This window comes from Bradyrhizobium erythrophlei, assembly GCF_900129505.1.
Taxonomy (GTDB): Bacteria; Pseudomonadota; Alphaproteobacteria; order Rhizobiales; family Xanthobacteraceae; genus Bradyrhizobium; species Bradyrhizobium erythrophlei_D.
The window spans coordinates 4,959,266-4,973,639 of record NZ_LT670818.1; the positions used below are offsets into that span (position 1 = coordinate 4,959,266).

Consider the following 14,374-nt stretch of genomic DNA (forward strand, 5'->3'; position numbering starts at 1 on the left):
ACGTCGGAGGAATGAGCGGCAATCAATCGTCGTTACGGACCCGTCTGGCGGAAGCAAGTGCAAAAACGGCAAAACTTCCTGCGCAGTCGAGCGAACGCTGCGGCTAACGAAGGTCAGCCATGTTTGGCGGGTTCGCTGGGACCGACACTTCCCGCGGCCGCTTACCGCGTGACGGATATGCGTTTTGGGCCCAAGCGAGATCTGGTAGGCCGGACAATCGACGAGGGGGTTCGAACTTCCCGATCGGATGATGCCCAGTTGTGCGTGGTGGCAAAGGCAACGACCCGATCGAGTCGATCGTCCGCAACGTCCTCGTTCCAATGCAAGGAGATTACGCGAAATGCTTCGAAATCACGAACTGGGACTTTCTTCACGTTGGGCGCATCGAAAATCGATGGCATCAGCGCGACGCCCATGCCGGCTCCCACCAATGCGAGGGCGCGATCGTCCTGATCTGTCTTATAGACTACCCGCGAACGTATTCCGCGCTCCGCCAAGAGCTTCGTTGTACCTTGAAAGGTTTCACAATGAGATCGAACGATGAACGGCTCGCCACTCAGATCGGATAATTGGACACTTTCGTAAGAAGCAAAGCGATGGTTGAGGCTAACGACCAGTCCATAATCTTCCCTTAGTAGCTCGACAGAGCGCTGCCCGGGTTCGCTCGCCACTTTTGTGGAGATGCATGTCAACAACTTGCGGCCCGCGAGTTGAGCATGCAATTGTTCTTGCGTTCCATCGACAAGCTCAATCCGCGTTTCTGATAGCTCGCGTTGCAAGGTTTCTATGAGACGCGCGAGTTGCGTGGACGGCAACGTGCGCAGCACTCCGATCCGGAGAGGCCGGTCGGCGACACTTGCGCGAAGCTCAGCCTTCACTTTGTTGCAAGCACTTAGAACCTCCTGAGCTGTTACATGAAATCGACGACCAGCTGGGGTCAGAGTGACTGCTTTCGGCGATCGGTGGAACAGCTTCGACCGAACTTCTTCTTCGAGCTTCGCTATCGAAGCGGAGAGCGCAGGCTGCGATACGGCCGCCCTAATTGCTGCCTTTGTGAAGCTACCGGTCTCTGCGACCGCGGCGAAGTGTCGGATCTGATAGAGTTCCATGGCAATAGACCAAATTTATGAGACTCGCGAAAAGCTAGGAATTCATTTATGTCAAGTCAAGGATCAGCCTTGGGAAGATGGCCAAGCCAAACGCGGTCTGCTCGCCATCTCGGTCACCATCTAGAAGGCTGACTACGTGGCTCAACCTGCACCGTCGCGGTCAAGCCGGCGACCAGGCGCACGCCGTTGGGTACGTTCGTAAGCTCGATTCGCACAGGCACCCGCTGGGCCAAGCGCACCCACGTGAAGATCGGGTTGACCTCGGCAAGACCCTGCTGGTTGGGTTGCGCGTTCGCGACGTTGATGCCGCGGGCGATGCCAACGACCTCGCCGGTGACAATTTTGCTACTCCCCATCAACTTGATCTTCGCAAGATCGCCGTCACGGATGGACGCAAGTTGCGTTTCCTCGAAATAGGCATCGACCCAATAGGAATCTGCATCAATAACGGAAATTACGTTCTGTCCAACGTTGGCATAATCTCCCTTTTGTGCCAGGAGATTGGTTACCCATCCATTCACCGGCGAACGAATCTCTGTGCGCTCGAGATTAACTTTCGCCCGATCCAATTGGGCAATAGCCTGCCGATGTTGCGCGTGGGTCGCCAATGCGATTGCTTCATGGCTCTGCCTATCTTCGATCGTCTCGGCTAGATCGCTCAGCTTGCGCCGGCGTTCCGCCTCGGTTTGTGCGTTTTCAGCGGTAGCCTTGGCCTGCAGTACGCTCGCTTCTGCAAGGTCAATAGCTATCCTGTAGTCGGTCGGATCGATGACCATCAACATATCGCCCTTGCGCACGAACTGGTTGTCGCGCAGCGGCATCTCCACAATGCGCCCCGATACCTCTGGCGCCATCGTGACGACATAGGCGCGGACCACGCTGTCACGCGTCCAGGGCGCGATCATATATGCGTCCCACATCGCGCGGCCCAGTAAGATAGCAATGCCAACTGTGGTGAGCGTAATGAACACCCGAACGATCTTGACGCGGCGCCGTCGCGCTTTGCCGCGAACAATGACGTTATTGGTGGCTCCCGTTTTTTCTGCAACCTGTAACATCCGACCTCAGCGTGCTATGACAAGTACCATCGAGGAAAGGGCGATTACGTAGATGGCAAGGGCGAACAGCGCCGGGTGCCATACATGACGCAGCAACCCGAATCGCCCGGACACCCTCAACAAAGCAAGCGTCGCGAGCCAAGCTATCAGCATCAGCATCGACATCGGCGCAACGTAGACGCCGAGTAGGTTAATTTCGGAAAACCTCAAGCAGACGCCCCTGTGTCGAAGTATGCATGGTGGTCGACGAGGGCGTCGCAGATCGCAAGGATGCGGCCGCGAGTACGTGCGGCGAGCCGAGTGTCGACTTGTTCCGTTGAGGCCAGGCGATGATCCAGCTGCCTGAGTTGAGCAATTGCGGCGGCGGTATTTCCCTCCGCAAATGTTTGCAGTGCGGCGTCAAACTGCAACTGCAACTCGAACGCAGCGGCATCATGACCAAGATGGATGATCTCAGCCCCCAGAAACGCGGCTGCCAAAAACTGCGCGCGCGCCAAAGGCTGGGCGCGTTCCGGTAATGCCGCGAGTCGACTGAATATGTGGCCCCGCCAATCTTCAGCACTTACTGAAAGACGATCCATTGCAAGGTGCCGCAGGTCGCGCAAGGTTAGGTTAAGAAGCCGCTTGGTTCGGAAGGATGAAGATAGAGGTGGCACGAGTAAAAACGACAGAGGCGCCACCGCGACGCCCACAAAGAGTCCCAGTGCAGAATTATAGAATTGCGCGGTGTCGTAGCTCATCTCGTTCGTGGGTTGGAGCACGCGCACAAAGATAGCGGTGCATATGACCAAAGCGGGATGCTGCCGAGTTGCGGCCATCGCAACGCCGAGCGGTATCAGAAAAGCAGCTAAGGCTATGCAAAAGGCGGGGAATGACTCAAGCCCTGGCAGCAGGGCGAACTTAATCGCCGCTGCGATGGGAATAACCGCCGTCGTACCTAGCGTGAATGCGGTGGCGTCGGCGTAGGCCAGTTCGGCTCGGGACGAAAGCAACAGAACTACAATTGCGACAAAGACGATCGCAGCGCCGCCGTCTGGCCAGGTGGTGAAGACCCAGAATAGCTCGGCCGCTCCGATCGCTAGGAATGCGCGGCCGGCACTGACGAGAGAAGGCAGCCAATCAGGAACGTAGATTTTGAAGCCGCGACGGCGAGGACACCGACGTGCTGGATCGGCCACAAGCAAGGCCATCGCCTCGAGCACCGCTGCGAACCCCACGAGAACACTTGCGGTCTGATCGGCAAGCAACCGCAGGGAGGCTGTGCTGGTCGGCAGGGCAATGAGCGTTCGGACTGCCGCCTCGCAACGGCTTCGCAGGGCGATGGGATCGGCTATCCAGAACGTCGCATCGCCAGCCGGCAGCCCGGAACACATTTCTTCTGGAATGCAGCGCAGAATGGCATTCGCTTCCTCGTTAGCGACCTCAGGTGGAGTTTTAATGAGGCGCACTGCAATGCTGCGCCAGGCGGCGAGTGAGGCAAACAGCCCGTCAATGGCGCCCTGCAAAACGGGCAAGTAATTGCGAATTGTTGAGGATTCGCCGATCGTCTCGTCGATCATCTTGTCAAGCACGGTGACCCGTCGAATGAGCTCTCGTCGGGCCGGTTGCTGCGCATCCCCGTCATGCGATCCGGCAAGTCTCAAACTGGTCCCAAATCGAGCAGCAATATCGCTTGATACCGCCGCAAACATCTCCGCAAGCCTTTCTGCGGCGTCGCGGAAATCAGTTACGGCGAGGACGGCACCCGCACACAAAATGCCGATCCAGACTTCGCTGGTGCGTGTGATGGCCAACATGAACACCTCGCTGCTTGCGCCGCCTGTTGCACCGAGTGTGTCGGTCCCTATTATTGCCGCAGTGTAGCCGGCGAGCGCCGCCGCGTAGGAGGCGAAGTTGCGGAACAGTGTGGCCGCGAATGCGCAAACCCCACCCCATAGCGCGAGGCCGATGAGAAAGCCGATGCGATTCTGGGGAAAGCAGGCCGTCAGCGCGACGATCATCGTAGCTCCGACGAGAGTTCCGATGAGACGGTAGCGAGACTTGCGCAGCGAGGTCCCGAGATATGGCTGACACACGATGGCCGCGGAGGCGCCCGCCCAGTAGGGATTGTCGAGCTCCAACCAGAACGCAACGAAGAGAGCAAGGCAAACGGAGGCCCACAGCCTGAAACCGAACAGCAGCGGTGGGGCCGCCGCCCGCGCGGCGTTCGCGAACGTCCTCTGCGATCTGCCACCTGCACTGCGTTCTGCCGTCACCACACTCCAATTAATTCCGTTTTCCATTGTTCGCGCTTCGTCGTCTTGCGCTCAAAATACTTATTGACTGCCCATAAAGGAAATACGTTGTTTCGATAAATGAGATAGACAGGAGTTATAGTTTGAATCTCGACTAGATCCGCCACGGTTTGAACGAAGGCCGCAATTGGGTCGCGATAGCACGCGCTCTGCGCTTTGATAGTAGCCATGACGGAAGAGGAGGTTCGATGAAGGGTGTTCCTCCCGAGGCGTCCCTCTCCCTCCGGCGGATCCTCGATTTTCATTTGACCGCGCAGAAGGTCCTAGCTGCTTGCAATAAAGCGGAGGCTGAGCTCCGGGCACGGTTGATAAATCGTATCTATTCCACCAATAGAAACATACGATTTCATTTATGACGACCTAGGACTTAGCTTTGTCGAGGAGCTGGGGCGAAGCAGCGTTGGCTTTCGTCAAGCCTTGTCAGCCGTCGTCATGATTGTCGTCGCACCATCTATCGTCGATGTCGGGCTTGCCGCGCTTTGTGTCGGCGGCGATTAGCAGCCTTCCCGGCTCGCGAGCCACCGCATCGAGGATGTTAGTTGAAATGGATAAATACCACGCCACCACGTTGTCGAGGGCCGTTACGACGAGGCAGGATCGCCAAAAGTCCAGCGCCATGCCTAGTTTACGGCGGGCGACAGTGAGGAGGGCGGGCACCGACAATGTTCTTCAACTCTCCGCATCTAACCGCCGTTTGAGCTGCCTCGGCGCCTGTTTCCGCTTCAGATCGCGCAGCGAGTTGGCCAAACCGTTCGCCGGCTCGGAAACATGTCCAAGGGATCTTGAAGCCACAACTGAGCAGAGGCAGGAAGGTCACTTGAGACGGACCGGTCCACAAACAAATGGATTGCTGCGCAGCAGGGTCCGATGGTCCCGGGCCGCTGACGATCGACCTGCGCGGCCAGGAGGCCGTTCCCTGCGCTGTGCCGCTTTTATGCGGAGGACGATTCTCAAACGGACCTTTCAAATATTTGGTGTGGTTGCCCTTACGATCCTCTTGAGCTTCGGATTCGTCTATCACCAGGCGACCAACTACATGGTCGCGCAACTGGATTCGTTGGTCACGGAGGAAGCCAATTTCATTGTCGGCGAGGCGCGGCAAGGCCGCATGGCCGCCTTCTATGAGCGGTTGCGACAGGACCCGCGCCGCGTCAAGCCAACAGGGTTGTTCGACGCCGCGGGAAATCGGCTCGCGGGTAATATCGGGAGCTTTCCACGCGGATTGCACGTCGATAGCGCTCCCCAGGATGCATCGGTTGTTCGCAACAGCTTCTCCGGGCGCGAGGAAGAATCCGTCCGCGCCATCGCACGCCGCCTGCCGAACGGCGAGACGCTCGTTGTAGCGTGGAGCACCAATTACAACGAGCAAACCGCCGAGGTCGTGAAGCGAGGCCTGGTCTTCGGCCTGCTTCCTGGATTCGGACTCGCACTCTTTGCAGCGGTAGTCCTTGGGACCCGCGAGCAGCAGCGCGTTTCGGAAATGAGTACGCGCGTCCAGCGCATCGTGTCAGGCGAGCTACAGCAACGGCTACCGGCAAACGGCACGGACGAGCCCCTGGACAGGCTCGCTGCTTTGGTCAACGGGATGCTGGACGAAATCGAGATGATGGTCCGTGGCTTGGCCAGCGTCGGCGACGACATCGCGCACGACCTGCGATCGCCGCTCACGGCCATCCGGATCGGCCTCGACCGAGCGCGCGCCGGTGCCAAGTCGGTCGCGGACTGACGGATGGCCGTTGACAAAGCCATCGCGCGCATCGATCACGCGATCTCGATCGTTACCGCGCTTTTGCGCATTCGCGACATCGAGCGGACTCGACGCACGGATGGGTTCAGCGACATTGGGCTGGCCGACCTGGTGGACGAGATCGGGGAACTTTACGAGCCGTTCGCCGAGGAGAAGCAGCTCACATTCAGGGTGAGAAAGGAATCGGAGCTGATTGTGCGCGGTGATCGCGACCTTCTTTTCGAGGCGATTGCCAATCTCGTCGACAATGCCATCAAGTACACACCGGAAAGCGGGCGTGTTGACCTTTGTCTCACAAGCCGCGGCAGAGACGGCTTCGTGCGAGTGGCCGACACCGGTCCGGGCGTGCGTGAAGACGAGCGCGATCTGGTCGTGCAGCGATTCTACCGATCAGATCGAAGTCGCCATATCAAGGGCTTGGGGCTGGGTCTGAGCCTGGTCGCGGCGATCGTCAAACTGCACGGTTTTCGCTTCAATATCCTTCCCGGGCCAGGTTTTGTGGCAGAGATAGTAATCGGGGCAACTTCAATCAGCGGCGCTGCCGGTGCTACCAGAGGGACCTCTATCGGTTGACCTTCAAGTTGCCGAAGAACCGGTTGCGCGCTGTAAATGACTTCATCGATCAAATCGACGAAGGCTGAATGTCCTACAAATAACGGAGTCAATCATGCAAAATCAGTCAAGGAAAACTCTCACCCATGTATCCGTCTACGTAGCGGCGCTCGCCGCACTGCTTACATCATCAGCGCTCGCGCAACCTGTCGCTGATAAGACGCAAACAACGGGCGGATCCGAATCCATCGCGAGCCTGCCAGATCTCAACACCACTTCGGCTGGCGAGCCACTACATTATCTCAGTACGCCCGAGCCTGTGGTTTCGTCGGATGTCCTGACGGTTCCTCCAGGAGGCGTTTCGCGTTGGATGATTCATCCAGTTCCTGCCTATCTCTATGTTCTTCAAGGCGACCTTACGCTTGAGTTCGTCGATGGCAAGCGGCAGACGTTCCATACGGGCCAAGCGTTCCTGCAGTCGCAAACGAAATGGCACCGCGGACGAAACGAGGGGCAAATACCGCTTCGCTTTCTTGCGGTATTTTTGGGCTCAAAGGGGACACCGGTCATCCTTCATCCGCCGGCTGGCGCCTTGGTTGCAGAACAACCGGTTTCTTCGCGCTGAACGGTTCACAAGCACTTCCATACACATCCGTTGTATGTGCAAGCGGATCTGGCAAGAGCTGGAAGCCGTAATGACGGTTGCTTTGGATAGGCCAGGTGTTTTGGCAAGCCCGTTTTGACCGTCTTGCGTGCCGCAGGCCCGGTCCCTTAGGGCCGGGTTAGGGCGCGCCGGCCGCGGATCGACGGACGTCAAAGGAAGGTTTTTCCACGTCTTCGTGCTAAGCCGCTTTCCTCATTCCGCTTTCGGTGCGCCGTCGCGGCTGCCCGCCTTACGAATAAGCGCACCAGCATGCGTGGTGGGTCGCACCTCGAACTCGCCCGGCCTGCCGACGGCTCCAAGATTAATCCGTTCATAAGCCCCCCACCTCTACGAGAGACCCGCTCGGCTGACGACGTTGTCGAGGGACGAACACCGCCTTTTTGCGACGCCACGCCAACATCGTTCGATCTGCTGATCAAGGGAACGACGGCGGCGAGTCTCGGAGGCGATCGATCGGGTTTATTCGACGCATAAAAACATACGATTTCATGTATGGCGACCTAAGGATTAGCTTTAGGCGATGGTGATGGTCAATGAGAGAACGGAGACCGCAGTGCCAGTCGTCAGAATCGACATCAACAAGGACGCGCCCGCCGAGCGCGTTCGAGTCGTCAGCCAAGCCGTCTACGCCGCCATGATCGAAATTGCGAATGTACCGATCAGCGACAAGTTTCAGGTAGTGACCCGTCACAGCGCGGACGAGATTATCTATCCGGACGAAGGCTATCTTGGCATCCAATACTCGCCGGACCTCATTATCATCCAGGTGACCTGGGTCGGCGGCCGCACGACCGACGTCAAGAAGCAGTTCTACCAGCGCATTGCCGACGAAATTCACGCGAAGGCCGGTATCCGCAAAGAGGATGTCTGGATCAACTTGGTGGACGATGGGCGCGAGGATTGGTCGTTCGGCAAGGGCGAGATGCAGTACGCACCGAAGACGGCCGTTCCAAGTCTCAACGACAAAGGCCGCATGGCCGACATTCCGCTCTCCCCCCAAGCTAAGATCACCGTCGAGCGGCGCGGCGAGATCGTCCTGATCGGAGTCAATCGACCACAGATCTACAACAGGTTTGACCCGGACGCCTTTTTCAGACTGGCAAAGGCGTACTACGACTTCGACAACGACCCTAGTCTACGGGCGGCGGTGTTCTTCGGACACGGCGAGAACTTCTCCCGCGGCATCGACGTTGACGCCTTCGTGCCCTTGGCCAAAACCGGCAAGCCGTTCGCGATGAAGGAGGGCATGCTCGATCCCTTCGCGAGGAGCCAGCAGCTCAGCAAACCCCTGATCGCGGTTGTCCACGGGGATACTTGGAATATGGCCCACGAACTGCACTTGGTGGCCGACATCCGGGTGGCCAGCGCTGATGTGCGGTTTGGCCAAGACGAAAACACGCACGGACGGTTTCCTGGTGGCGGCGCGACGATCCGATTTCTCCGGGAAACCGGATGGGGAAACGCCATGCGCTACATGCTGACCGGCGACCACTGGGGTGCCGAAGAGGCCTATCGGATGGGCGTTATCCAGGAGATCGCTCCCAACCCGGCCAAGGCGCTGGAAGCAGGGATCGGACTGGCCCGAAAAATCGCCGCCTCCGGGCCGCTCGGCATTAAGACTACGTTGGAGTCCGCGCACCTCTCGATCGATGAGTCTGAAGCGGCGGCGTTTGGCAAGCTCAATGAGCAATTTGGCGGGCTCTTCCGCACCGAGGACTTCATTGAGGGCCGCAAGGCTGAGGCGGAGGGACGCCAGCCCGTCTACCGAGGCAAGTAGGCCTCCTTCCATCAAGGACGAGCGAGCGTGTCATGGCCAACCCGTTGCTAGAACCAATGGTGGAGATCAAGGTGCTGCAGAAGACTTATCGAAGAACGCAGCCCTGCGAACCGAGCGTTGTGACGCGACGTACTGTTCTAGGCGCAGTGGCGGCGATGTTGGCGTCGCCGACGTTTGCCGCACCACTTGAGCCTTCGGTGCCCCAGCTTAGCATCCGGGTTGACGTCTCTCAGGGGGCACGAGCACGGGTCCACACCTTTTCGTTCGATGAGGCTGAAGCTCGAGACTCCTTTCACGTCATCGAACTTCTGGATCAGTTGATTGTCGTCGGCGGCAACGAGGGAGCGATCGCCTGGCGCTACCTAGAGAAATGGTGTCGGACCTTCGCCAAGCCCATTTTTCGTCGATATGCAACCTCTTCGAGCGGTAGTCGCCTTGATAGCGAACAGTCAAACTTCGACGCCTTTCCGACGCCGAACCGTGCTCGAGCGGGCATCGAAATCATCAGTGGCGAGCCGATCGAAGTTCGTCGCTTAGCAAGGGGGCGCGGCGAATGGATTATCGTCGGCCTGCCGCGAGACCGTATCCTGATCACAGGAGATATTGTCGTGAATGTTTCTCCTGGCAGGCGATACCGGCATCAGCCGATGCCGCAGCGCGCGGCGTTGATGATGTGTCAGAGTTTACCTTACACCCGCATTCTCCCCGCGAGGGGACGACCCGGGGGGCGCGAACTCTACGAGTCGATGCTGTCTCACATCGATGGTTCGCGTTCCGTATAGGACTTGGGCGACGTCTCGGTCAGCGGGGGGCGCCACGACATGGCAGATCGATACGTTGCGCGGTTGAGTAAAAATGTGAGGGAGGCGGCAAGTTTGAAACCTGGACAAAGAGGAGGCCAGCTTGGAGCCAACTAGCCAAAACGCGTTTCCCGAGGGAGCGCTTCTGATGCAGGAATTGTCGCATCGGATTAACAATGAATTGGCATCTGCGATCAACGCCATTTCGCTTGCAGCGGCCCGCTCCGGCAGCAGCGACGTCAAAGCCGTTCTCGCTAACGTTAGCGAACGTCTGCATAGCTACGCCGATGTCCTTCGAACCCTTCAGGTGCCTGAACATCAAACGTATATCGATGCAGCCCAATATCTCAGACAATTGTGCCTTTCCATTAGCCGATCAAAGTTGGAATCGAACAATATACGGCTCGTTCTCGCCGTCCGTCCGCTGTCGATGTCATCCGAGCGGTGCTGGCGGCTTGGATTGATCGTATACGAACTCGTCACCAATTCCGCCCGGCACGCATTCAATGGAACAGAAGGCGAGGTGTGGGTAGAGTTGTGGCCCGCAGGCCATTTTGTCGAGTGCCGGGTGTCGGACAATGGAACGACTCGGCAAAGGATCCAGCATGGACGTGGCCTGACCATTGTTCAGCAACTGGTGAGATGTCTCAATGGAAGACTTGAGCAGAGCTTTGGACCACAGGGGTCAAGCTCCATCCTTGTGTTCCCATTCCAAGCACTGAGATTTCGAAGGTCGTTTTAAGCGACAACGTGATCACCGCCATTCAAGCCCATGTCGAAGCGTACCAAGAAATCATGGACGGTCTTCGTCAGCATAGAAAATGCGGAGCATGACAGATGCGTGGACATTTTTTTAAGGGCAGATGGCAGCTACGGATTTGAGGAATTAAGGCGGGATTTCGAAGATGGCGGGCGATGGACGCCCTTACATCACTATTCGCACATTATCTACGCCTCGCTAACTGACGCCTTGGACACTGCCGAACGGCGTGTACCTTGGTTGGTTCACTCCCTCGCCCGGAAGCCGGAAATAAGGATGCGCATCAGTTTGGGTTGGTCGCCGGAATCTCAAGAAGTGACGATTCCGGTTTCGTTAAGCCGAACGTCTTCGGCGGCTTTGAGGTTCATGACTAACTGAATTCGGGGTTTCGGCCGGATGTCTACTTGGGCGTGGACCTCGGAGGAGTACTGTCGATCAAAAGCAGAGAACGGACAATGAAGCTTGCCTCACGGACAGAATCGTACACGAAGAGGGTTGCACTCGTCCTACAAGGCGGAGGTGCCCTTGGAAGCTACCAAGCCGGCGTTTACGAAACGCTCGCTTCGTCGGACTACAAACCCGACTGGGTTGCCGGCATCTCGATCGGTGCGATCAATGCTGCCCTGATCGCAGGAAATTCACCGCAAATGCGGGTTGAAAAACTGCGTGAATTCTGGCGCACGATAACAACGCCCACGACATGGCCCGTATGGATATCTGACCTCGTTAACGGCGCGAGTTTGCCTTTCGACCTCGGCAAGCAAATCAGTGCACTGAATGCGTTGATTTTCGGCCAGTCTCACTTCTTCGCACCGCGAAAGCCTTCCGACTGGTGGTTCGGTCACACGCCGACCAGCTACTACGACACAAGCTCGCTGAAATCCACCTTGGAGCGGCTCGTCGATTTCGACCGGATTAATTCCCAAGAAATGCGCTTTAGCATAGGAGCCGTAAACGTCCGGACAGGCAATTTCGCGTACTTCGATAATGCGGAGACCGAGATAAGGCCGGAGCACGTTCTCGCGAGCGGCGCGTTGCCGCCAGGCTTTCCCTCAGTGGAAATAGACGGAGAGCACTATTGGGACGGTGGCCTAGTGTCCAATACGCCGCTGCAATATGTCATCGAGTATCACCCGCGCCGTAGCCATCTCGTTTTCCAGGTGGATCTTTTCCCAGCTCGCGGTCCCCTGCCAGGAAACTTGAACGAGGTGGCCGAACGGGACAAGGATATCCGCTATTCCAGCCGAACGCGGGCAGGTACGGACATATTGCGGCAGCTCCACGATCTGCGCCACAGCATTAACATGCTCTGGGAGAGACTTCCAAACGATTTGAGAACCGGCCCGGAAGTTGCCTTGATCAACGAATTCCGTTGCGTGACTACCATGGACATCGTTCAACTGATTTACCGTCCAGAGCGCGCGCTGGGACAATCAAAGGACTATGAATTCGACCGCCCGACAATGGAAGCGCGTTGGGCGCAAGGTCTCGCGGATGCGCAAGAAACGATAATGGCTGCGCCGTGGCTGGAGCTGATGCCACCGGAGCTTGGAGCGCGCACATTCGACGTTCGCGCGAAGAGTCCGACAGGGGATACCTCGAAGGCTTCGTCGAACATAATATCCCAGCGTGTAGTTGCTCTTCGCGGCAAAACGTAATCTTTGTTCGGCGATCCCGCCAATTTGACCGATCATGAAGCTACTGAACTTGGCGTCGCGATGGTTCGAACACACATGATTGACAGCGGGCAATCTCCTCCGAGTAGAGCCGGCCCGCTGAGACGGTCCCAGCTCGCCCCGCCCGCGCGACGCTGGGACCGTCCGCGTCACTGGAACGCCACCGCGACATTAATTTTCAGGATCTCGACACGTCGCTTGCGCCGATCTCGGTCATCATCACGACCTTGACTTCCCGCAGCTACGAGTTCTGCATCCGCGACCAGATCTACGATAGCGAGCTCGATCTGCGGTGCGTCGTCGTCCGCAATGTGCTGCCCTGGTCGCGCCCTTCCTCGTTGCCGACCTTGTGAAGTCCTTTGGTTGATCGATTGCTTGAATTATCAGCATATGCATCTAATTATCAGCACGTGCGTAGATTTGAAGGATATGCTGCCATACGCTGCGCCACCAATATTTGTGTTGAAGCGGAGAAGTTGCAGCAAGCCCAGCAATGAGCGGCTCAATGCCCCTCGGAGTGAAACAAGATGACGGACATTTCTTTGACTGCCCCGACAACACCGAGCTTTAGGCTTGATGGGAAGAAGGCGCTAGTGACCGGAGCTAGTCGGGGCATCGGATTCGCTGCAGCGGCCGCATTGGCGCAGGCGGGGGCACAGGTCACTCTCGCTGCACGGTCCGACAGTGACTTGAAAGCGGCGTGCAGCGCGATCTCGAACCGAGGGGGGTCTTGCGCCTATGTCGTTCTCGATGTTGCTGACTCGAGTGCGGTGACCAAGGAGGTAGGTCGTTTAGGCCCCCTCGATGTGCTCATCAATAGCGCGGGGATGAACCGACCGAAGAACCTGCTAGACGTTCCGGACCAAGATATCGATGAGGTATTTGCGCTTAATATTAAGGCCCCGTTCTACCTCGCCCGCGAAGTGGCAAAAGGCATGGTTGAGGCAAACATCCGTGGCTCAATCATCAACGTCTCGTCCGCCATGGGGCTCGTCGGGAGCCCGCGACGCACCGTGTACTCTGCAAGTAAGCATGCCCTGGAGGGCATGACGAAGGCTTTCGCCTGGGACGTCGGAAAGTGGGGCATTCGCGTCAACACAATCGTACCCTGCTTTGTGGAGACCGCCTTCACAGCGGGCTTCTTCAAGGAGCCGGGATTTAAGGATTGGGTCACCTCTCGGATAGCGTTCGGACGCGTCGCCGTTCCAGAGGATTACATGGGAGCCGCCGTTTTCCTGGCGAGCGACGCCTCGACAATGATGACGGGAGCCGCACTCGTGGTGGATGGCGGGTGGACTGCTGTTTAGGCTCCAGGACCTAGCATGATCGTAACCTCGGGGCGATCGCCGGAGCGATTCCGAACAGTTCTTTCAATTGCTTGGCCTCGCATTAAACGGAAAGGAGAATCGGGATGCCGATCTACGTTTGCACTGCCGCTTTAGGACGGCTGACGCCAATCCAAAAAACAGAAATCGCCCAAAGTATCACCGCCATATATCATGAGGTGACCGGGTCGCCCCGCTATATGGTCCAGGTGATCTTCCACGACGTTGCGCCGGGCAATCAGTACGTCGCCGGCCGACCGGCGCCTGCGGATCAGATATTGATTCGATGCGATACCCGGAGCGGAAAAACCAGCAAGCAGAGGACCCAGATGGTCCGACGGATAATGCAGGACGTCGGCAGGGCCTGCGGCGCCACCGAGGAAGCGGTTACGGTCCTCCTGTGCGAAATTCCCGTAGCGAATATCGCGGAACACGGCCGCGTCGCCCCCTCCCCCGAGGAGGACGACGCATGGTTCTCGTCGCTACCCGACGCCACGCGGGAACGGCTCAGGCGCTTGGCTTGACCAACTCCAAACGAACCGGGGCCTCGCGACTCGCCCGTGCCATCTCCACGCGCACGTGATGAAGACGTGGTTATGGCGCCCGAACCGG

The 14,374-nt window shown here is 57.9% G+C and carries 14 protein-coding genes; 9 read left to right on the forward strand and 5 right to left on the reverse strand.

From position 1 onward, the window contains the following. Positions 1-161: 161 nt before the first annotated feature. From B5525_RS22875 to B5525_RS22895, 5 genes are all read right to left on the reverse strand, one after another. Positions 162-1,109 (reverse strand): LysR family transcriptional regulator, encoded by a 948-nt coding sequence (locus B5525_RS22875; protein ID WP_079568034.1) that lies wholly within the window; start codon positions 1,107-1,109, stop codon positions 162-164. Between the two features lie 113 nt (positions 1,110-1,222). Next, on the reverse strand, positions 1,223-2,167 hold the full coding sequence (locus tag B5525_RS22880) for an efflux RND transporter periplasmic adaptor subunit (protein ID WP_079568035.1): 945 nt from the start codon (positions 2,165-2,167) through the stop codon (positions 1,223-1,225). Between the two features lie 6 nt (positions 2,168-2,173). Next, the gene (locus tag B5525_RS22885) at positions 2,174-2,332 is read right to left on the reverse strand and encodes a DUF1656 domain-containing protein (protein WP_425305321.1); all 159 of its coding nucleotides are present in this window, start codon (positions 2,330-2,332) and stop codon (positions 2,174-2,176) included. 41 nt (positions 2,333-2,373) lie between these two features. Beyond that, entirely contained in the window at positions 2,374-4,449 is a 2,076-nt protein-coding gene (locus B5525_RS22890; RefSeq protein ID WP_079568037.1) for an FUSC family protein, read from the reverse strand. 432 nt (positions 4,450-4,881) lie between these two features. Then, the gene (locus B5525_RS22895; protein WP_154073372.1) at positions 4,882-5,124 is read right to left on the reverse strand and encodes a hypothetical protein; all 243 of its coding nucleotides are present in this window, start codon (positions 5,122-5,124) and stop codon (positions 4,882-4,884) included. 334 nt (positions 5,125-5,458) lie between these two features. On the opposite strand from B5525_RS22895, the gene B5525_RS46460 reads away from it, so the two are divergent. From B5525_RS46460 to B5525_RS22945, 9 genes are all read left to right on the forward strand, one after another. Continuing rightward, on the forward strand, positions 5,459-6,187 hold the full coding sequence (locus B5525_RS46460) for a hypothetical protein (RefSeq protein WP_244567541.1): 729 nt from the start codon (positions 5,459-5,461) through the stop codon (positions 6,185-6,187). A 3-nt stretch (positions 6,188-6,190) separates the two neighbouring features. Continuing rightward, positions 6,191-6,781 (forward strand): sensor histidine kinase, encoded by a 591-nt coding sequence (locus B5525_RS46465; RefSeq protein ID WP_244567542.1) that lies wholly within the window; start codon positions 6,191-6,193, stop codon positions 6,779-6,781. Positions 6,782-6,875: 94 nt separating this feature from the next. Then, positions 6,876-7,385 carry a cupin domain-containing protein gene (locus B5525_RS22905; protein WP_079568039.1) on the forward strand — a complete coding sequence of 170 codons (510 nt, stop codon included), beginning with the start codon at positions 6,876-6,878 and terminating at the stop codon, positions 7,383-7,385. Between the two features lie 592 nt (positions 7,386-7,977). Then, positions 7,978-9,201, forward strand: a complete 1,224-nt coding sequence (locus tag B5525_RS22915) for an enoyl-CoA hydratase-related protein (protein ID WP_244567543.1) — start codon at positions 7,978-7,980, stop codon at positions 9,199-9,201. A 32-nt stretch (positions 9,202-9,233) separates the two neighbouring features. Next, the gene (locus B5525_RS22920) at positions 9,234-9,983 is read left to right on the forward strand and encodes a hypothetical protein (RefSeq protein WP_079568040.1); all 750 of its coding nucleotides are present in this window, start codon (positions 9,234-9,236) and stop codon (positions 9,981-9,983) included. A 166-nt stretch (positions 9,984-10,149) separates the two neighbouring features. Beyond that, a complete protein-coding gene (locus B5525_RS22925; RefSeq protein WP_079568041.1) occupies positions 10,150-10,743 on the forward strand; it encodes a sensor histidine kinase in 594 nt (197 codons plus the stop codon). A gap of 473 nt (positions 10,744-11,216) precedes the next feature. Then, positions 11,217-12,419, forward strand: a complete 1,203-nt coding sequence (locus tag B5525_RS22935) for a patatin-like phospholipase family protein (protein ID WP_197687830.1) — start codon at positions 11,217-11,219, stop codon at positions 12,417-12,419. A 545-nt stretch (positions 12,420-12,964) separates the two neighbouring features. Further along, positions 12,965-13,744, forward strand: a complete 780-nt coding sequence (locus B5525_RS22940) for an SDR family NAD(P)-dependent oxidoreductase (protein ID WP_079568042.1) — start codon at positions 12,965-12,967, stop codon at positions 13,742-13,744. 104 nt (positions 13,745-13,848) lie between these two features. Continuing rightward, positions 13,849-14,286 (forward strand): tautomerase family protein, encoded by a 438-nt coding sequence (locus tag B5525_RS22945; RefSeq protein ID WP_079568043.1) that lies wholly within the window; start codon positions 13,849-13,851, stop codon positions 14,284-14,286. Positions 14,287-14,374: the final 88 nt, after the last annotated feature.

Coding starts and splice junctions, on each gene's coding strand:
- B5525_RS22875 (WP_079568034.1), bottom strand. CDS start 1,109: ATGGAACTCTATCAGATCCGACACTTCGCCGCGGTCGCAGAGACCGGT.
- B5525_RS22880 (WP_079568035.1), bottom strand. CDS start 2,167: ATGTTACAGGTTGCAGAAAAAACGGGAGCCACCAATAACGTCATTGTT.
- B5525_RS22885 (WP_425305321.1), bottom strand. CDS start 2,332: ATGTCGATGCTGATGCTGATAGCTTGGCTCGCGACGCTTGCTTTGTTG.
- B5525_RS22890 (WP_079568037.1), bottom strand. CDS start 4,449: ATGGAAAACGGAATTAATTGGAGTGTGGTGACGGCAGAACGCAGTGCA.
- B5525_RS46465 (WP_244567542.1), top strand. CDS start 6,191: ATGGCCGTTGACAAAGCCATCGCGCGCATCGATCACGCGATCTCGATC.
- B5525_RS22905 (WP_079568039.1), top strand. CDS start 6,876: ATGCAAAATCAGTCAAGGAAAACTCTCACCCATGTATCCGTCTACGTA.
- B5525_RS22920 (WP_079568040.1), top strand. CDS start 9,234: ATGGCCAACCCGTTGCTAGAACCAATGGTGGAGATCAAGGTGCTGCAG.
- B5525_RS22925 (WP_079568041.1), top strand. CDS start 10,150: ATGCAGGAATTGTCGCATCGGATTAACAATGAATTGGCATCTGCGATC.
- B5525_RS22935 (WP_197687830.1), top strand. CDS start 11,217: ATGAAGCTTGCCTCACGGACAGAATCGTACACGAAGAGGGTTGCACTC.
- B5525_RS22940 (WP_079568042.1), top strand. CDS start 12,965: ATGACGGACATTTCTTTGACTGCCCCGACAACACCGAGCTTTAGGCTT.
- B5525_RS22945 (WP_079568043.1), top strand. CDS start 13,849: ATGCCGATCTACGTTTGCACTGCCGCTTTAGGACGGCTGACGCCAATC.